A 19,287-nucleotide genomic window follows, 5' to 3' on the forward strand; every position below is an offset into this window, starting at 1 on the left:
TGTAAATGTTATTTCTGTTTCTTCTTCATTTAATGTATATTGATAAGCTGTTGTTATTGATAAAATATTAGAAGAAGAAAATATAACGGTGTCATCAGCGAAATCTGCTTCAGCTGAATTACCATTACTTTGGACAATATTCCAATTATTTTCTTGTAAATCTTCGTTTTTGAGACTAGAATTTTATGCCCTACTTACTTCTTTTATTTTCATTCAAATATTTGCTTGCATGATGAGTCGAAAATGGTTATAATATATTCAAATAAATATTTGAATGAAGATGGGATGATAATATGAAAAAGAAAGATACTTGTGAAATTTTTTGTTATGACGAAGAAAAGGTTAATCGAATACAAGGGGATTTACAAACAGTTGATATTTCTGGTGTTAGCCAAATGTTAAAGGCTATTGCCGATGAAAATAGAGCAAAAATTACTTACGCTCTGTGTCAGGATGAAGAGTTGTGTGTTTGTGATATAGCAAATATCTTAGGTGTTACGATAGCAAATGCATCTCATCATTTACGTACGCTTTATAAGCAAGGGGTGGTCAACTTTAGAAAAGAAGGAAAACTAGCTTTCTATTCTTTAGATGATGAACATATCAGGCAGATAATAATGATCGCCCTAGCACATAAGAAAGAAGTGAAGGTCAATGTCTGAACAAAAGGTTAAACTAATGGAAGAAGAAATGAACGTCTATCGGGTCCAAGGATTTTCATGTGCAAATTGTGCAGGAAAGTTTGAGAAAAATGTTAAAAAGATTCCAGGCGTTCAGGACGCAAAAGTAAATTTTGGAGCTTCAAAAATTGATGTCTTCGGCAGTGCAACTGTTGAAGAACTAGAAAAGGCTGGTGCTTTTGAAAATCTTAAAGTGGCACCAGAGAAACCTAAAAGACGGGTAGAACCTGTGGTAATTAAAGATAAAAACGTTTACCGTGTGGAAGGATTTTCCTGCGCAAATTGTGCGGGGAAGTTTGAAAAAAATGTAAAACAAATAGCTGGAGTTGAGGATGCAAAAGTAAACTTTGGCGCTTCTAAAATTGATGTATATGGAAATGCATCGGTTGAAGAACTTGAAAAAGCAGGTGCTTTTGAGAATCTAAAAGTATCTCCTGAAAAACTAGCGAATCAAACGATACAAAGGGTTAAAGATGACACTAAGGCTCATAAAGAAGAGAAAACACCATTTTATAAAAAACATAGTACATTGCTGTTTGCCACACTACTAATTGCTTTTGGTTACCTTTCTCACTTTGTAAATGGAGAAGATAACCTCGTAACTTCCATGTTATTTGTAGGTTCTATTGTAATTGGAGGATATTCATTATTTAAAGTCGGTTTTCAAAATTTGATACGCTTTGATTTCGACATGAAAACCCTGATGACCGTTGCCGTTATTGGAGCTGCCATTATTGGTGAATGGGCAGAGGCATCTATTGTTGTTATTCTTTTTGCAATCAGTGAAGCACTTGAACGCTTCTCTATGGACAGAGCAAGACAATCCATACGTTCATTGATGGATATCGCCCCAAAAGAAGCACTAGTTAGACGAAATGGTCAGGAAATAATAATCCATGTGGACGATATCGCTGTGGGTGATATCATGATTGTCAAACCAGGGGAGAAAATTGCCATGGATGGAATCATTGTGAATGGCTTGTCGGCTGTCAATCAGGCAGCTATAACAGGAGAATCTGTTCCCGTCTCCAAAGCGGTAGATGACGAAGTATTTGCAGGTACGCTTAACGAAGAGGGACTAATTGAAGTAAAAATCACCAAATACGTAGAAGATACAACCATTGCCAAGATTATTCATCTTGTTGAAGAAGCACAAGGGGAGCGTGCTCCAGCCCAAGCATTCGTTGATAAATTTGCGAAATACTACACTCCGATCATTATGGTTATTGCAGCCTTGGTTGCAGTCGTTCCACCCCTATTCTTTGGTGGCAGTTGGGATACATGGGTTTATCAAGGATTAGCAGTTCTTGTAGTTGGATGTCCTTGTGCATTAGTTATTTCTACTCCAATCTCGATTGTCTCGGCAATTGGAAATGCAGCGAAAAAAGGTGTGTTGGTTAAAGGTGGTGTCTATCTCGAGAAATTAGGAGCCATTAAGGCAGTCGCATTTGATAAAACAGGAACACTGACAAAAGGTGTACCAGTGGTAACAGATTTTGAAGTATTAAATGACCAAGTGGAAGAAAAAGAGCTATTCTCTACCATTACAGCTTTAGAATATCGTTCACAACATCCACTTGCTTCAGCAATAATGAAAAAGGCAGAGCAAGATAATATCCCTTATTCTAATGTACAAGTGGAAGAATTCACTTCGATTACTGGGCGAGGTATAAAAGGGATTGTAAACGGAACTACTTACTATATTGGAAGCCCAAAACTTTTCAAGGAATTAAATGTTTCCGATTTTAGCCTTGGGTTTGAAAACAATGTGAAAATCCTACAAAACCAAGGAAAAACAGCCATGATTATTGGAACGGAAAAAACAATTCTCGGCGTAATTGCCGTTGCAGATGAGGTTCGTGAAACAAGTAAAAATGTGATTCAAAAACTTCATCAGTTAGGTATCAAGCAAACAATTATGCTGACAGGTGATAATCAAGGTACTGCAAATGCAATCGGTACACATGTAGGCGTTTCTGATATTCAGTCTGAATTGATGCCACAGGATAAATTAGATTATATTAAAAAAATGCAATCGGAGTATGATAATGTAGCTATGATTGGCGATGGCGTTAATGATGCTCCAGCACTTGCTACATCTACTGTTGGAATTGCAATGGGCGGTGCTGGAACGGATACTGCAATTGAAACAGCTGATATTGCATTAATGGGAGATGATTTAAGTAAGCTTCCATTTGCAGTAAGACTCAGTCGAAAAACTTTAAATATCATTAAAGCTAACATCACTTTTGCTATCGGAATTAAAATAATTGCCTTACTATTAGTTATCCCGGGATGGTTAACCCTTTGGATAGCGATTCTTTCCGATATGGGAGCTACTATTTTGGTAGCATTAAATAGTTTACGACTGATGAGAGTGAAGGATAAATAGGTAGAAAACAGAATAGTAAGGTCACGCTGTGCGCAATTCAAGGGGGGCTTTTCAATTTGAAGAAAAGTCCTACCCCTAAAATATTGGAGATGGAAAAATGATCGCAACGATACTTACAGCAGCTGCGGTATATGTAGCAACAGGAATTGATTATCTCGTTATATTAATTCTTTTGTTTTCGCAAGTAAAAAAAGGTCAGGTGAAACATATTTGGATAGGACAATATATAGGGACTGCAATTGTTATAGGAGCAAGTCTTTTAGTTGCACAGGGGGTTGTAAATTTAATTCCTCAGCAATGGGTTATCGGACTATTTGGACTTTGACAACATCTATTCTTTTTTTACTCATTATGGATAACCTCTATACTTTCTATTAAGTCAGGGTGAACGATGGATGTGATAGAATCATCATTCATATAAATGGAATATAGTTCATCTAATTCTGAATCATTTTTTATGTTTGATGAAAAGGCGATAATGCCTTTAATAACATCGATGTGTGGTTGATGCATTAAATATTGGTATACTTCTTTCCATGTCTGATTCATTCTATTTAGTCTCCTTTAAAGGTTTAATTGTCCATGCCTTTCTAGCGTATGGATTTAATGGATGCATGATTTCATTTGTTTGAGGGTTTGTTAATATATTGATTTTCTTTTTGTGAGGTTTTAACATGTCTAATACATCATTCACTCGGTTTTCCACAAGGGGTTTCTTACCGTAGGAACCCCAAGCCAATAAAACACTATCGGCTTCTTTGACAGCTTTCATAATGTGAATATCTGTATGCTTGTCATGGCTGTTTTCGATATGTTTCAGATTAATAGGTGTCGTAATATGAGAATATAAATTCACAAAATAAATTGCACCATATTCATCCATTTCTGAAATTTTGTTCATAATTAATTGGGTTGTTAAATCTATTTGAAGCATGCCTGTCATATTCGGATACATGGTAATGATGACGATAGATTGTTTCTTGTCATCCCATGTTTTCTTTAGTAAATACCGATGTTGCTTATCATCACTAAATATAGCTTCAGTTTCTACTGAAAAATATAGCTATCCATCGGACATTCAAAAAATGGCTGTGGAACAAGTTGTTGAACAAGCAAAATTAATGGCAGGTCAGCAATAAAAATAAATTCAATGAGCGCATCCAAAGTTTGGATGCGCTCATTTTTCACTTTATAAAATTAAATTTAATTTCAATCACTCGCTGTGGCATTTCTAATACTTTCTTATACTGAAAGTATTGATAAAATTGATTTAATTCATTTTTAATCATACAGAGAATGCGTCTGTCTATATCCTTCATATGAGGATATTTTGAATTAATATCTAGAAATTCTCTAAACGCTTCTATACTAAATGTATAAGTACCTTCATCTTGATATTCTGTAAATAAGCGATATAAATGTTTAGAATATATTGATTTTAAGTTAGTGAAATCAGACATTGAAAAACAAATACTATTCTCATCAAAGTTATTTAAAAGGTATACGAAATCTGGATTTAAGGCTATAGATAACTTTTTACCTTCAAAATCAATCATAGTTTTATCATCATTAAACATACTTAATTGCTTACTTTCAAATTCACTATAAACACTGAAATTTAATGATTTTGCCTTTTTAATAGTATTTGTAAAGTCCGGTTCAAAACGCTTTTTACTACGACTTGTATAATTAGCTATTTTCTTTATTTCACTAATTTCTAATATCATACGCTCGGATCCGCAATGTTTTAACAAGCTACATATAGCAAAAAATAAATTAAGTTCTACTGCTTTAAAATCATTAAATATAACTTTATTTAAATCGCTATGATATTCTACAAACACATTTCCATTAAATTTTGTCATGAATTTTATTCCTCTCCATGTTATAAGTTAGCACTCGCCAAATTTATTAATAGTTTCCCACTTCTATATAATCATATTAATCAATTTCTCAATACTTCTCTATTGTTATTTTAAAAAAGTTTGATTTATTTAAATATCCATTTGCTTCTTGCTTTTGGATTGAGTGGATGAATAATTTCATTGGTCTGCGGATTGATTAATCTCTTCACTTTCTTTTTATGAGGTTTCAACATTTCCAACACTTCATTGACTCTAGACTCTACAGAAGCTTTTTTAGCGTAAGCACCCCAAGCTAATATAACTTCATCAGATTCTTTCACCGCTTTCATAATTTGAATGTCTGTATGCTTGTCATGGCTATTCTCTAAATGCTTTATATTTATTGGTGTCGTAATATTGGAGTATAAATTCACAAAATGGATTGAACCAAATTCATCCATTTCTACAACTTTGTTCATAATTAGTTGAGTCGTTAAATCTAATTTTTTGGTTCCTTCGAAATTTGGATAACAAGTTATAACTGAAATTATCTTTTTACCATTGTCCCATGTTTTTTTGAGTAAGTAACGATGTTGCTTATCGTCACTAAATATTGCTTCAGTTTCTAATGTACATTGTATATTCTGCATGATTGATGCCTCCTATTAATATTCTTCTGGTAGCAACATGACGTAATAAGAAAGGTCTACATCATCTTCTCGGATAATGTAGACCTTATTAATATTGATAGCTTTTGAATAATTTGCCTTATGAATTTTTACGTACTCTGGACGTTCTTGTTTATGTTTGATGTAAAGTTGGTCACTATACATATTAAATTGGAAAATATGAAAATAATCTGTGACTTGCTCTTTAGATTGTTCATGTTCTCTATATGAGACAATTTTCCATAATTGTTGCTGTAACATTGCTGGCAAGTAATTGGCAATACCACGTGTAATATAACGTTCCATGCTCATTTCTCCTTTTCTATATCTTTCATTATTGTAATAACTTCTGTAATGACTGTGACGCTTATCTGAGCTATGTGTATCCATTTATTCATTATTATGATTCTCCTTTTCAAGTAAGTGTCTTTGATCTAGTAGTGGCATAACTGTGTTATGAAGATATAAGAAGTCCATATCGTTTGTTTCATCAATATAACCAATCGCAATAAGTTGTTTTTGATAGTAGAGAATGAAAGGGTAGATATTACTTTCGTGAAGTGTATCAGAGTAGTAGGTGTAGGTTTGAAGTATTTTATTACTGAGTGGCCCAAGCCTTACATATTGGTCAGGTAAGATATGATCAGCGATTTCCTCGATAGATTCACATTCCCACTTTTCATCTTTTGGCAGTTTGAATAAGTTGGTTATATAGTGCTTGAGTTGTTGTTCTAGTGTCATCATTATGACCTCCTAATGTGTTTGATAGATGTATGCATGCGATACATCATTTTGATAATATAAGTTTGAAATAATGTTTGTTTCACTTAGAAATCCCACTGAAATACAGAAAATATCCCAATAGAAAATCATCACAATTGTTGATATGACAAGGAAATCCCATTATCCCGCTCATTTCTCGGGAAATATAGCTATATATTTATATATGATTTGAATTTGTAGATGTCAGTACGACTTACTTTTTCTTTTTATATTATCTATTTATAAATAATAATGGGATTTCGGGATTACGCTTGCGTAATCCTTATCCTACATGTATTTATCAAATCCCATTGTTATCCCGTTGGTTTATCATGATGGGATGTTCTTTCGTCATTCAATATAAGCTATAAATTGAATCATCAATGATATATATATCGAAATTTTCTATTAGTTGAGTGTTATTGGATGACGAAAGGACAATAAGTATAAATTTAACTTGTTTAAGGAAAAAATAAAGGCGAAGTGCTCCTCAGCACTTCGCCTAAAATTTATTCAAGAGAACTATTTATATTTTAATTGATTTATCATTTATAGTGCAGTAATACCACCATCTATAACAAATTCTGATCCTGTAGAATAAGAAGCATCGTCAGACCCTAAGAAACATACAAGTTTAGATACTTCTTCGGGTTGCGCAACTCTTCGCATTGGAATTGTTTTTTCGAATTCTTTAACGGCTTCTTTAACATCGTCTTGTTCTAACATTGGTGTTTTTATAACACCTGGGTGTACTGAATTAACTCGAATATTGTATGGAGACAATTCTCTAGCCGCAGCTTTTGTCATACCTCTGACCGCAAATTTTGTATCTGTATAGCCAATTGCACCACCAACAAGACCATTCATTGAAGAAATATTGATGATTGACCCTTGTTTTTGACTTTTCATAATTTTTGATACAGTTTTGATGCCTAAAAATACAGATACTTGATTAATATTTACAATCTTCATATAATCTTCTAATGATATTTGGTCAATTGTTTTATTGTATGTGATTCCTGCATTATTAACCAGTACATCAATTCGATTCCATTTGTTCATAACTTCTTGAATGACATGATTCCAATCTGTTTCTTTAGATACATCATGTTTGATAAATAAAACATCGTCTCCAAGAGAATTAGCTGTTTTTTGACCTAATTCATCATTAATATCAGTTATCACGACTTTTGCGCCTTCAGCTATCGCTTTTTTGGCATGAAGTTTTCCCATACCTTGTGCACCACCTGTAATAACGACGACTTTATCTTGTAATTTTCCCATTTTAAAACATCCTTCCTCTAAATTAATATTGTTCATAATTTTATTGTATACCTAACTCAATCAAGAAGCTAAAAAAGTCACTTATACTTATATATGAATATAGAGTGTTTGAGATAAAAATAAAGACGAAGTGCTGAGGCGCACTTCGTCGATAGGGGTATTATGGAAGAGTTGTTTAGTGATTTCATGATTGAGTTTTAATGTGACATAGAATTGCTTTTTACGATGTTCGTCTTTACGAATATCTATTCGGTCAATGACTGTGAGATATAACGCTTTGAGTTGTGATTTATCCATGGATTCTACGTTTTGAAATATGCGACGTAAAACAGCGGATAGTTGTTTCGTATTATATGATGTTTTCTCTTGATTTTGTTGTTGCTTCAGTTGATTAATTTGATTCGTAATGTCATTGAGTTGTGTTTCATATTTATGGATTGTTTCTTTGAGTATTGTTGTTAAGTCTGGATTATCTTCGATTGTTTTAATCAAGTTGTCTAGTTTCGCATGGATTTCATCGTATTGTTGTTGTTTATAAGCGATATCATGGTTCAATGCACCGATATCGACTTTATTCTCCTGATTAACACGTTCTAAGACTTGGTTAATGACTTTATCACTTTTGACAATTTCGAGTATTTGATCCATGACGTATTTTTCAATCACATCAGCTCTAACGCTATTCGCAGAACATACTTTTGAGCCTTTGTTTCGAAAGTTACTACAAGAATAATAGCGAATACGTTTCTTGGTACCATCTTTCAATGTGTTCGTTGTGTTACTAGCTGCCATTGGTGCACCACATTGTGGGCAGTGAATAATACCTGTTAATAGGTTGGTTCCTTTTCCATGAACTTGGGGTTTTTGACTGACCTGTTTTTTGCGTGATTGGACTTTATCCCATAATTCTTGACTAATAATAGGAGGGTGTTTACCATCAGCTATAATAGGTTTATCATTCAGTCCTTTACGACGCTTTTCATTCCAATCTTTGTACTTCGCAAATTGAATTTTACCAATGTAGAATGGATTGACTAAGATATAGGTTATTGAATTGATGCTAAAAGGATTACCTTTTTTAGTAACATATCCTTTGTGATTGAGGGCATTGGCAATTTTACGATAACCATGTCCTTTGGCATAAGATTCGAATATATATTTCACGATATTCGCTTCATGTTGATTAATCATCAGTTCGTGTTTATTATCAGGTGTTTTGTCATATCCTAGAGGCAAATTCCCTTGATAGTAGCCTTCTTGTGCACGTCTAGTTTGGCCCATGAATACGTTCTCGACAATGTTATTGCGTTCAAATTCAGAGAAGCTTGCGAGTATTTGTAGCATCAGTTTACCACTACTTGTATTAACTTCCATACGTTCAGATAAGCTGAAGAATTCGACATTTTGACGATGAAGGTCTTCAACAATTTTGAGTAAGTCAGATGTATTACGTGCGAGTCGATTTGTTTTATATACCATGACACAATCGATGAGACCTTCATTTGCATCATGTAACATACGTTGAAGTTCAGGACGGTTCATAGATTTTCCTGATATACCACGATCGGCGTATATATCTTTGACCTCGAAATGATGAAAGTTACAATATTCTTTGATTTGATTGATTTGTCCGTCGATACTATAACCTTCTGCACTTTGCATTTCTGTTGATACACGTACATAAATACCAACACGTTTTTGTTTGAGTTGTTGCATGATTTTTTCATCCTTTCTGATTAAGCAATCGATGATTGTACCGCTTGATTAACAATGTTTAGTGGCTCATCTTTTAAATAGATGCCGCTTAGTTCTTTATTTTTAGTAATATGAATGACATCAATAAAGGGATATAACATGTTTAACGTGAAACTTTTCTGTATAACCTTTTGTAGTGATGCTTTTATCCGAATATCACTTATTGGTTGTATAGGTTTATGCTGCAGGTTTATCGATTGAGATTGTTCTCTGAATGTTTCTACATCAATTGTTCCTTGTGCTAATTTTTCAATGAGCTTTTCATGAGTTAATGTGTTATTAGTATTATGCATATTTTGTTTTTTGAGCTTTTTCTCAATAGCATGCTTGATTTTCGAATAGAGTTGTTGGTCTCGAAAGAAATTTTGGCAAGTTTCTAAGACCTGTTTTTCCAGATTTTTAGCGTTTATGCCTTTGAAGTCACATGCAAAACGTGATGCATTCATGTTTTTAGGACAGACATAATAACGTAATGAATGATTGGTTTTTCTAATGGTTATATTGGTAAGGGTTGAACCACAACACGGACATTTAATTTTTTGTTTGAGTTGATTAGATGATGGAGTCCGCTTGGTATGTTTTTGTGACCGTATTGCTTGAGCATTTTTATACATTGATTTACTGATAATAGATGGGAACATATTATCAAAAGTACCGTATTTGTTATTCACACGTCCACAGTAATTAGGGTTCATAATAATGTTACGTACTTGATAGGGTTTTCGGTTGATTAGCTTAGTATCTTCTTCTAGGTATTGCGCAATTTTTTTATAACCGTAACCTTGTAGGTAGTAATGGAATATTGCCTTAACTGTTGGTGCTTCATTTTGATTAATTGTGAATGTACCAGTGCGATAGGTATAACCAAATGGTGCATGTGTCGTGATGAGTTTACCTTGTCTAGCTTTTTCTTTAAGGCCATTCTTGGCTTGTTCACCAATATTATCAGACTCTAATTCTGCGAGACTTATGAATATATTAAGTTTTAGGCGATCAAATGCTTTATCCATATCAAAATAGCCATCATGAACACTTAGAATATGAACATGATATTTTTGACAGAGTTTCATAAGTTTTAATGCATTTTTCAAATTACGATGTAGTCGATTCAAGCGATAACAACATAATACGTCACATTGTCTTTGTTGAATGCGTTCGATGACTTGTTGATAACCTGTTCGATTATCCGTTCTGCCTGATTGCTTATCACTATAAAAGGTGATGTGTTGGACATTGTATTTTTTAGCGAGTGTTTGGATAGTTTGTTTCTGTGCTCCTAGGGATTGTTGCTTAGTTGTACTTTGGCGTAAATAACCAATAGCTTGTTTCATCGAGTTTCCTCCTTTCATCATGATAATATATATTTATGAACGAATTTATAGATGAGCCCAACACCAGTCAGGTGTTGGGCGATATGATTAGTCATCAGTGCGATTGATTTCTTCAATCACTAAATCAGCGAGTAATGTGATGAATTCGTCCATATGAATAAACCTCCAAATATTTAATTTATAATTCTAAATCATCATTAGCTTCTATTTCTCTGGCTTTTTTAACAAATTCATTCAGCAAATCTGGATTTGTATTACCGTCAAATTGTGGTGGTGTAAAAGGTTCAACATGAGCGTTTAAGCCTAAAATAGGTGCAAGTTCTTTATCCAATTTAAGATGGTAGAATACAATCGTTTTGGACTTACCATGGGAATCTTTGATACTGCGTTTGGTTGTCTTTCTGTTAGGATCAGATTGAATATGTCCTTTATCACGCAGCGCATCGATAACGTTATTCACATCTTGATATTGGTTTTCTTCCAACATACGTTTAAAGACATCTTTAAGGATTTTGACTTGAATACAATTATCCTTTAATTCAATAAGTCCATAATTTTCTACCATGGTTGATAATCTATTATCATCAGAAAATTTCCCTCTATTCTGTGCGACAAATTGCGTAATCGTTTCGAGCGCTTTATCAGCAAGAGACCGCTCACTTACAGAATCTGAATGGTAATTGAGTAAGTAATTTCTAATCGCATCCAAATCTATGGGCGTCGCAATAACACGTTCGAATATACGAGCAGATGTCGTAATCGCTGCATAGCGTTTGAACATACGAATACCTGTATGACTCGTTTCATTTTTTAATTGTTTTTTGAACCAATCATGTTCCGCGTGAAACCATTTAATTACTTCACCTTCACGATTTAAAAGATATTCTGCTACTAATGGCATGACATGCCCATAATTGACGGATGTAGCCTTTTTAATCGCATCTGCATTGTCAGCACTCGTCGTAAATGCTTCTGATATTTCAATGGTACGAACATTTAATCCATCATTACGCGCACTATTATTTAAAACACTGTGTTCTGCCGTACTTATCACTGAGGTCCCCCAATTTTTGAGGGCTTTGACATTACCATCTATATTAGATCGTTGTCGGCCTTGTCCTTCTGCCAGACTGTATAACAACCCAGTAGTGTCTTTGAAGGTTGCAGCCGATAATTCGTCCAATACGATAGGCAAACCATAATTGTTACTTAAATATCCTTCAAGCGCGTTTCTAGTACCATTCCAAGACCTAAAAAGCGTATTACTACCTTTAGTAGGATTACCGGCTATTGAAACTGCTAAAGCGGCTGCAGTCGATTTACCTGTGCTTGAATTTCCCATAAATGAGAAGATGGTTCCCGCAAACTCGACCTCATGTCTTGTTTTTAGGAATGCAGTAACTAATGAAGAAGCAGCAAATACTACTGCAAGTTCTAGTAGTAAGTTCCCTTTAACTTGTTTTAAGTACATCTCCCACCAGCCTTTGAAAGTACCTTTTGGTTGTAAATCATAGTGTGTTTCACAAATGATTTCATTAGCTTGAGATTGCTCTATTTCTTTTGAAAAGTATGGTTTATCCAATGAAATGACCATACCTTCATCATCTGACTGTAATACACCTACGCCGGTATATAATTTAGATAATGGAAGTGACTGGCGCATCGATTGTAACGCATAGCTTAATGATTTAATGTACCGTTCATTGATATTGAAGCCGTACTTAATCAATCCAGGTAGCTTGAAAGATGTTAAGATATCTGATGCTTCAATACGTTCAATATTTTTTCCATCTGTAATAATTAACTTCTCAACCCCTGTAGATGGGTCGAGAAATTTATTTTCAATAATGATGGGACTAGACAATTGAATGATTTTTTCTACATCATTGTTACTTTTAGGTGGAATCACTTCATAAAAGCCATTTGAATTTAAAAAATATGGATATTGCTTGAATATGTTGTTACTCATAATTAATCTCTCCTTTGCTATATAAGCATTAAATTTGTGTTGCTAAATACATATTAAAGGAGAATTAAACGCAAAAAAGGAGGTCGTCCATAAACAAAAAAAATGGACGACCTCCTTTGGTAGTGCTATTCAAATTTTAAATTGTCCAAGGTTTCCCTTAGAGCTTTTGCGATAGACCAACTAGATAAATCATTGACTTGTTTACTGACGGTTTCGTCTTTAATTTGAGTAGATTTTATTTCTTCAAATAACTGGAAAGCGTTCGTTAATTCGGTAAAGTTTATTTTTGAAAGTGGCTCAATATCTTTATTAAATGAATATTTATCTAATAAAAGATGAATTCGATACAAGTCATTTAAGAAGCTCTCTACTTGATTTGGACTTATGCCATCATCAACATAGGATTGGCGATTAGTATAAAATAGGTTAGAAAATTTAGACAATGATAAATAAAAGTCTTTATAAATATAGAGAAACTTATCGTTTGATATTAATGGATCGGGGCTATTTATTATATTATCTATGCGTGATTCAAAATTTTGTAAATCAAAAGTGTTGTTTTTATATTGATTTATAGTATTAATAATTCTTTGATAGTTAGAAAATAAGTCGTTTTCAATACGGAGAAAGTATCCATTAACGTTGAATGGATATTTTACAATTTCTTTTTTTCTTAATTTTTCACGGATTTTTGCTTCATCATCATTTTGTATATCATAAGTTACAATTTTATGATTGATTCTTTTATTCAAACTTGGAAGGTAGAGTTTGTTTAATATATCAATAATGAAAAAATCTAATAATTTGTTATCAGTACGTTCACTATAATCATCTATACTTGGTTCGTTTGATATATATCTAGCTACTTCATGATTTACATTCGAATACTTGGAATCATCAGGTTCTACTTGGTTGTATATAATAAAATTTTCGGGATTATTTTCTTTATTATATTGATGAACTTTATATAATTGCTTGAAATTGAAGTCATTATCAAATGTCATATTATCTTCCATTAATGTTTCAAACAGTAACTCGTCAATTCTATGTGCTAATTTTCTATATAATTTTGAACTCTTATCTAAATCTAGAGAATTTGTATAATTAAAAAATGATGACAAGGCATCATTACATTTTGACTGAGTACTAAGCCATTCTAAAGTAAAAGAATAGTTTTCAGATGCGTAAATTTGCGCTTTTAATGCATCGTTTTTAATATTATCAATTGAATCGCTGATATTAGTAATATAGCTAATAAATTGACTATTATTTTTCTTTAATGCCTCCTCTCTTAAATCTATGTCATCAAATTTTTTAGCAGATGTTGGAACAGGAAAGTCCTCAATAGTATTTAGCAAAATTTTAAATAACTCTAATTCAAATAAGTTAAAGCTGTAACCGCTATTGCTTGCTGATGGATTGGATTTGTATCTAGTGATATCTAACTTATAAACTCGTTCGAGTTTATCCATACTATTCTTAAACATTTTTTCACTCAAGTTACATTCCTTCATTAAATCTTTTCCAGTAAAATATTTGTAATTTTCAAAATTCAAGGTGATTGTCCTTTCAAACTTGCTTTATTGGTTATGTTTACTTTATTTATATTATAAAGTAGAATTAATAGTAATAAAGGGAACGTTTGTTCTTGTTTTGTGTGCAAATAAGAGAGCAAATGGAAAATGAGTGATAGTTTTACTATTTTTTAAAATTCGGACTTATAGAATTGGTTTCGAAAGAGAATACTTAATTAAAAGGGGAGTCTAATGTGATGTTAAAGCATCAAATAATAAATTTAATACAAGAAAAGAGAGAAGGGTGTTACTGGGATTTTAAAGCAGAATATCATAAAGATAAAGTTGAATTATTACAAGATATAATTTGTTTGTCGAATAACTTATCAAATCAGGAAGCTTATTTGATTTTGGGAGTGGCAGATCATGGTCATATTCTTGGAATTGCAGGTGATTCAAATCGAAAAAAACCAAGAGGAATTAATATCATTTGTTAATGGAAAAAAGTTTGCTGCAGGTAGATACCCCAAGGTCTCATTAATGATATTTGAATATGAAATGGATGTCATTATAAAAAATCCTAAAGGATATGTACCATACTATCTGGAGAAAGCAGAAACCGATAAAAAAAGTAAAAAATAAAACCGTCAATGCAGGTAGCATTACGAGAGTTGAAGATAAAAATACCTCAATTATTTCTACTGGAAGTACATTGGATGCAGAGATACTATGGAAAATGAATTTGAGTTTATATTATAATAATATGAAGCAAAATTGTATGTTTTGTAAGAATAGACCGTCTAGTGGAAAGATTGATATTTTTTGAATAATAGATATTTAGTTAATAATATGAAAATATATTATAAGATATATTTAATAAAACTAATATTATTTAGAGGCGAAATATGATGAAAATACTACTGATAGAAGATAATGAAATGATTGGTAAACTAACTGAAAAGATGTTAAAAATAAAAAAATATCATGTTGATTGGTTGAAAGATGGAAATGAAGTCATAGATTATTTAAGTACGAATCAATATGATCTTTTATTGATAGATTGGATGTTACCAGGAATAAGTGGTATTGAAATAATCAAAAAAATAAGAAATAAAAATATAGACATTCCAATTATTATGCTAACTGCTAAATCGCAAACTGCTGATAAAGTAACTGGTTTAACATTCGGTGCTGATGATTATGTTACAAAGCCTTTTGAGTTTGAAGAATTAGAAGCACGAATACTAACAGTTTTGAAACGTTCTATTCCTTTGAAGTCTCAAACAAAGAAAATAGGAAATGTTACATATCACTATCAACAACGTTTATTTACAAAAGATAATGAAGTTTTAGAACTTTCACAAAAGGAACATCGATTATTAGAACTTCTTTTTTTATATGAAATTGTGTCAACAGATTTAATTATTGATAAAGTATGGAGTATTAATAATGTTGTTACGAATAATAATGTAGATGCGCTAATGAGGCTACTAAGAAAAAAATTAAATAATATGGATATTACATTTAGTATTAAGAATATACGAAATGTAGGATACAAATTGGAAGTGCTAAAATGAAAGAATACCATTTTTGGAAAGTGTTTCTACGCTACGTAATATATCTATTTCTATTGTTAATGATACTGTTTTTAGGTATTATAATAGCTTTTAGTTTAGAGGTAAATCATGAAATTGAAGAAACTTCAATAAAACAAACTACAAGTATTAAAAATGCAATAAAGAGCAACAATAAAGTGGATTCAGGACATTACTTTTTTATTACAGATAGTAAGACTATAACTGAAAATGTCACACCATTTACTCAAAAAGAACTAGAACAATATTTTGTAGATAAAGTTAAGACTTCTTTAGTGAGTAAGAGTCATAAGGGTGTATTTGACGTTAGAATATCAAAAATTTCTGAAAATAGAACATTATATAGTTTAACAAATGTTAGTGATTTTTATGAAACTAAATATTTTCTCACTAGAGAATTAACAATTGCATTTATATTTGCCTTCGTCTTAATGATTTTTATGGCTTATTACTTAGCTAAAAGACCTATTTTAGTATATCAAAAGCTTATGGAAGAACAGCGGTTGTTTGTGCAAAATGCTTCACATGAAATGAAAACACCAGTTGCCTCTGTATTGTTAGGTATACAATACCTAGACTTAGTTGATGGAAAACATTTGTCAAAAGATGGAAATGATACATTATCACAAATGAGAACAGAAATTACATATATGAAGCAGTTAGTAGAAACCATGTTAAATGATAATATTGATAATGATAAAGTTAAATCTATTGATATATCGAAAATTTTTGATGAAACGATTATAACTGTAGAAAATGTTTATCATTCTACAATAAAAAAGAGATATAAATCACCATTATTTTTCACAATTCATCCTAGACATTTAAAGCAAATGATTAATATTTTACTAGAAAATGCTTTTCATCATAATTCGGAGGAAGTTCAAGTAAGTTTAAGTGTGTTTGAAACGATAAATGGAATTCAAATAGAAGTTTATGATAACGGTAAAGGGATTAGTAAATCAGATCAGAATAAAATATTTCAGCGTTTTTACCAAGTAGATAATAACAATAAGGGGTCTGGAATAGGACTTTCACTTTTGGAAAATATTGTAAGTCAATATAATGGAACAATTGATGTGCAATCTCAATTAGAAAAAGGTACGAAATTTATTATAAAACTTTAAAATTTCAGTTTCATTTCAGTCTTATATTCTATACTTACATCATTAAGATTTAGATATTTTGAAGGAGCTGAAGAAAATGCCATTACATCCATTATTCATACATTTTCCAATTGCACTGTTATCGTTAGCAACAATTATTTCATTTATAAATTTATTTTCAAAGAAATCACGTTATTCTATTACACTAACAGTCTTACTTCTTGTAGGAATGGTATTTGGAATGATCAGTTATATACTAGGAGACAGTGGAACACAATATGCTATACGACATTTCGGAGCAAAACATGTAATGAGCTTAGTTCATCTACATGAAACCTATGCAATGCTTGCATTAATATCTTATGGTCTGGCTACAATGTTTCATTTAGTAGGTATATGGTTTGAAAAATATAAAATACTAGGTGATTTTATTACAGTGTTCCTAACAATTGTTGGATTTATCTTATTAGTTGTTACGGGACATTTAGGTGTAAGTATCCCCTATGGAAAGTAAGGAGTAGATAAAATGAAACAAACATATTTCCATCATGTGGAGCATAGTAAAGTTCAACAAAGTTCGAAACGTACATTATGGATTACATTAATCATTACTGCATTTTTTACTATAGTTGAATTTGTAGGGGGGATCTTAACAAATTCATTAGCATTGTTATCTGATTCATTTCATATGCTAAGTGATGTTGTTGCACTCGTGTTGTCTATGCTTGCTATTTATTTTGCTAAGCGTAAACCTAATTCTCGTTTTACTTATGGATATTTGCGCTTTGAAATATTAGCAGCTTTTCTTAATGGTCTAGCATTAGCAGTTATCTCTGTCTGGATTTTTTATGAAGCAATTATGCGCATTTTGTATCCTCGACAAGTTGAGAGTAATTTAATGCTAATTATTGCAACTATTGGTTTGATTGTTAACATTATTCTTACTATTATATTGATGAGATCATTAAAGAATGAAAATAATATTAATATTCAGAGTGCATTATGGCATTTTTTAGGTGATTTACTTAATTCAGTGGGAGTTATTGTTGCGGTACTATTAATTTTTTTCACAGGTATTCAACTAATCGATCCAATATTGAGTATGGTAATATCAGTAGTGATATTCCGTGGTGGTTACAAAATCATGTATAATGCATGGATGATTTTAATGGAAACAGTTCCTAAAGAACTTGAGGCCGATAAAGTCATTGAAACTATGAAATCAGTTCCTAATGTATTGGATGTTCATGAATTTCATCTTTGGGCGATTACCACGAATCATTATTCATTAAGTGCCCATGTGGTTTTAAATAGTGAGTATAGTAAAGATGCATATAAAAGTATTAATGAAATTGAAGACTTGTTAAAAGAAAAATATGGGTTGACTCATACTACACTTCAAATTGAACACTTAGTAATTAATAATCTTAACGAAAGTTATTTTGATAAGATTAAAAAGGAAGCAGAATATTAATTTAATATATTATTTTAAAGCTTATTTTCTACTATACATAGAAAATAAGCTTTAGTTTTTATAAGGTTTTCCTTATTAGTGAAATTGTTAAAAAACAAGATGCAATGAACTGACAAATTAAAATCGCTTTAAGTCGTATTCTCAAAGAATCTATAAATCACTCGTATGTACATAGCTCTTTACTATCAGTTAAAGTGTCACTTTTCGGTTCTAATATTTATTATTCATAAGGTATGCAATATATGATACAATTCATTCAAATTTATATTTGAATGAGGTGCTCTATGGTTCAGACTATTATAACTGCGGCAATACTTTATATTGCAACTGCGGTAGATTTATTAGTGATTTTATTAATATTTTTTGCTAGAGCAAATACTAGAAAAGAATATCGAGATATTTATATTGGACAATACTTAGGTTCTGTAATTTTAATATTAGTTAGTTTATTTCTAGCTTTTGTTTTGAATTATGTTCCAGAAAAATGGGTGTTGGGTTTATTAGGTTTAATACCGATTTACTTAGGTATTAAAGTTGCTATTTATGACGATTGTGAAGGCGAGAAAAGAGCTAAAAAAGAATTAGACGAAAAAGGGTTATCAAAATTAGTCGGTATTGTTGTTTTGGTTACAATTGCTAGTTGTGGTGCAGATAATATCGGGCTTTTTGTTCCTTACTTTGTGACTTTAGATATTGTTGAGTTATTGGTTACTCTTCTTGTATTTTTAATATTGATTTTTGTTTTGGTATATACAGCACAAAAATTAGCTAATATTTCAGGTGTTGGCGAAATTGTAGAGAAGTTTAGTCATTGGATAATGGCTGTTATTTACATTGGTTTAGGGTTATTTATTATTATTGAAAACAATACAATCCAAACAATAATTGGTTTTATATTTTAGATTAAGGTGTG

General features: G+C 31.8%; 20 protein-coding genes and 1 pseudogene. 10 read left to right on the top strand and 11 right to left on the bottom strand.

The features are described from left to right. The first annotated feature begins 293 nt into the window (after positions 1-293). The 3 genes and pseudogenes from cadC to LQ622_RS13835 form a co-directional block, all read left to right on the top strand. Positions 294-662, top strand: a complete 369-nt coding sequence (gene cadC / locus LQ622_RS13825) for a Cd(II)/Pb(II)/Zn(II)-sensing metalloregulatory transcriptional repressor CadC (RefSeq protein WP_239706424.1) — start codon at positions 294-296, stop codon at positions 660-662. Next, positions 655-3,072 carry a heavy metal translocating P-type ATPase gene (locus LQ622_RS13830; protein ID WP_204168102.1) on the top strand — a complete coding sequence of 806 codons (2,418 nt, stop codon included), beginning with the start codon at positions 655-657 and terminating at the stop codon, positions 3,070-3,072. The genes cadC and LQ622_RS13830 overlap by 8 nt, the downstream gene beginning before the upstream one ends. 97 nt (positions 3,073-3,169) lie before the next feature. Further along, a pseudogene (locus LQ622_RS13835) lies at positions 3,170-3,394 on the top strand (cadmium resistance transporter); the annotation flags it as partial. A 20-nt stretch (positions 3,395-3,414) separates the two neighbouring features. On the opposite strand, the gene LQ622_RS13840 reads toward LQ622_RS13835, so the two are convergent. Both LQ622_RS13840 and LQ622_RS13845 read right to left on the bottom strand, forming a co-directional pair. Further along, entirely contained in the window at positions 3,415-3,621 is a 207-nt protein-coding gene (locus LQ622_RS13840; protein ID WP_016911188.1) for a hypothetical protein, read from the bottom strand. Position 3,622: 1 nt separating this feature from the next. Then, a complete protein-coding gene (locus tag LQ622_RS13845) occupies positions 3,623-4,108 on the bottom strand; it encodes a DUF1643 domain-containing protein (protein ID WP_103361573.1) in 486 nt (161 codons plus the stop codon). Here LQ622_RS13845 and LQ622_RS15230 point away from each other — a divergent pair. After that, on the top strand, positions 4,032-4,211 hold the full coding sequence (locus LQ622_RS15230) for a hypothetical protein (protein ID WP_375713867.1): 180 nt from the start codon (positions 4,032-4,034) through the stop codon (positions 4,209-4,211). The two genes, LQ622_RS13845 and LQ622_RS15230, sit on opposite strands and share 77 nt — an antisense overlap. Before the next feature lie 45 nt (positions 4,212-4,256). Here the strand turns inward: LQ622_RS15230 and LQ622_RS13855 are convergent, their stop codons facing one another. From LQ622_RS13855 to LQ622_RS13895, 9 genes are all read right to left on the bottom strand, one after another. Continuing rightward, complete coding sequence (locus LQ622_RS13855; RefSeq protein WP_103361574.1) at positions 4,257-4,937, bottom strand: replication initiation protein; 681 nt, start codon at positions 4,935-4,937, stop codon at positions 4,257-4,259. Positions 4,938-5,062: 125 nt separating this feature from the next. Continuing rightward, on the bottom strand, positions 5,063-5,566 hold the full coding sequence (locus LQ622_RS13860; protein WP_107618169.1) for a DUF1643 domain-containing protein: 504 nt from the start codon (positions 5,564-5,566) through the stop codon (positions 5,063-5,065). 15 nt (positions 5,567-5,581) lie between these two features. Beyond that, positions 5,582-5,890, bottom strand: coding sequence for a DUF960 family protein (locus tag LQ622_RS13865; protein WP_064210983.1), 309 nt, complete (start codon positions 5,888-5,890; stop codon positions 5,582-5,584). Positions 5,891-5,974: 84 nt separating this feature from the next. After that, on the bottom strand, positions 5,975-6,325 hold the full coding sequence (locus LQ622_RS13870; protein WP_204168103.1) for an SAUGI family uracil-DNA glycosylase inhibitor: 351 nt from the start codon (positions 6,323-6,325) through the stop codon (positions 5,975-5,977). Positions 6,326-6,895: 570 nt separating this feature from the next. Further along, complete coding sequence (locus LQ622_RS13875) at positions 6,896-7,630, bottom strand: glucose 1-dehydrogenase (protein ID WP_025907478.1); 735 nt, start codon at positions 7,628-7,630, stop codon at positions 6,896-6,898. An 87-nt stretch (positions 7,631-7,717) separates the two neighbouring features. After that, positions 7,718-9,346 carry a cassette chromosome recombinase CcrB gene (gene ccrB / locus LQ622_RS13880; RefSeq protein ID WP_239775422.1) on the bottom strand — a complete coding sequence of 543 codons (1,629 nt, stop codon included), beginning with the start codon at positions 9,344-9,346 and terminating at the stop codon, positions 7,718-7,720. 20 nt (positions 9,347-9,366) lie between these two features. Then, the gene (gene ccrA, locus LQ622_RS13885) at positions 9,367-10,716 is read right to left on the bottom strand and encodes a cassette chromosome recombinase CcrA (protein ID WP_239775424.1); all 1,350 of its coding nucleotides are present in this window, start codon (positions 10,714-10,716) and stop codon (positions 9,367-9,369) included. Between the two features lie 178 nt (positions 10,717-10,894). Next, on the bottom strand, positions 10,895-12,685 hold the full coding sequence (cch1, locus tag LQ622_RS13890) for a cassette chromosome replicative helicase (protein WP_159315773.1): 1,791 nt from the start codon (positions 12,683-12,685) through the stop codon (positions 10,895-10,897). A 125-nt stretch (positions 12,686-12,810) separates the two neighbouring features. Further along, positions 12,811-14,241, bottom strand: a complete 1,431-nt coding sequence (locus LQ622_RS13895) for a DUF6038 family protein (protein WP_275590397.1) — start codon at positions 14,239-14,241, stop codon at positions 12,811-12,813. 215 nt (positions 14,242-14,456) lie between these two features. On the opposite strand from LQ622_RS13895, the gene LQ622_RS13900 reads away from it, so the two are divergent. The 6 genes from LQ622_RS13900 (at position 14,457) to LQ622_RS13925 (ending at position 19,276) form a co-directional block, all read left to right on the top strand. Further along, the gene (locus LQ622_RS13900) at positions 14,457-14,696 is read left to right on the top strand and encodes an RNA-binding domain-containing protein (protein WP_235906930.1); all 240 of its coding nucleotides are present in this window, start codon (positions 14,457-14,459) and stop codon (positions 14,694-14,696) included. 408 nt (positions 14,697-15,104) lie between these two features. After that, complete coding sequence (locus LQ622_RS13905; RefSeq protein ID WP_159315771.1) at positions 15,105-15,776, top strand: response regulator transcription factor; 672 nt, start codon at positions 15,105-15,107, stop codon at positions 15,774-15,776. After that, complete coding sequence (locus tag LQ622_RS13910; protein WP_159315770.1) at positions 15,773-16,921, top strand: sensor histidine kinase; 1,149 nt, start codon at positions 15,773-15,775, stop codon at positions 16,919-16,921. The genes LQ622_RS13905 and LQ622_RS13910 overlap by 4 nt, the downstream gene beginning before the upstream one ends. A 76-nt stretch (positions 16,922-16,997) precedes the next feature. Then, the gene (locus LQ622_RS13915; protein WP_159315769.1) at positions 16,998-17,414 is read left to right on the top strand and encodes a DUF2231 domain-containing protein; all 417 of its coding nucleotides are present in this window, start codon (positions 16,998-17,000) and stop codon (positions 17,412-17,414) included. 12 nt (positions 17,415-17,426) lie between these two features. Next, positions 17,427-18,374 carry a cation diffusion facilitator family transporter gene (locus tag LQ622_RS13920; RefSeq protein ID WP_159315768.1) on the top strand — a complete coding sequence of 316 codons (948 nt, stop codon included), beginning with the start codon at positions 17,427-17,429 and terminating at the stop codon, positions 18,372-18,374. Positions 18,375-18,658: 284 nt separating this feature from the next. After that, the gene (locus tag LQ622_RS13925; protein ID WP_202188962.1) at positions 18,659-19,276 is read left to right on the top strand and encodes a CadD family cadmium resistance transporter; all 618 of its coding nucleotides are present in this window, start codon (positions 18,659-18,661) and stop codon (positions 19,274-19,276) included. Positions 19,277-19,287: the final 11 nt, after the last annotated feature.

Source organism: Mammaliicoccus sp. N-M50, from assembly GCF_022386995.1.
GTDB classification, from domain to species: Bacteria; Bacillota; Bacilli; order Staphylococcales; family Staphylococcaceae; genus Mammaliicoccus; species Mammaliicoccus sciuri_A.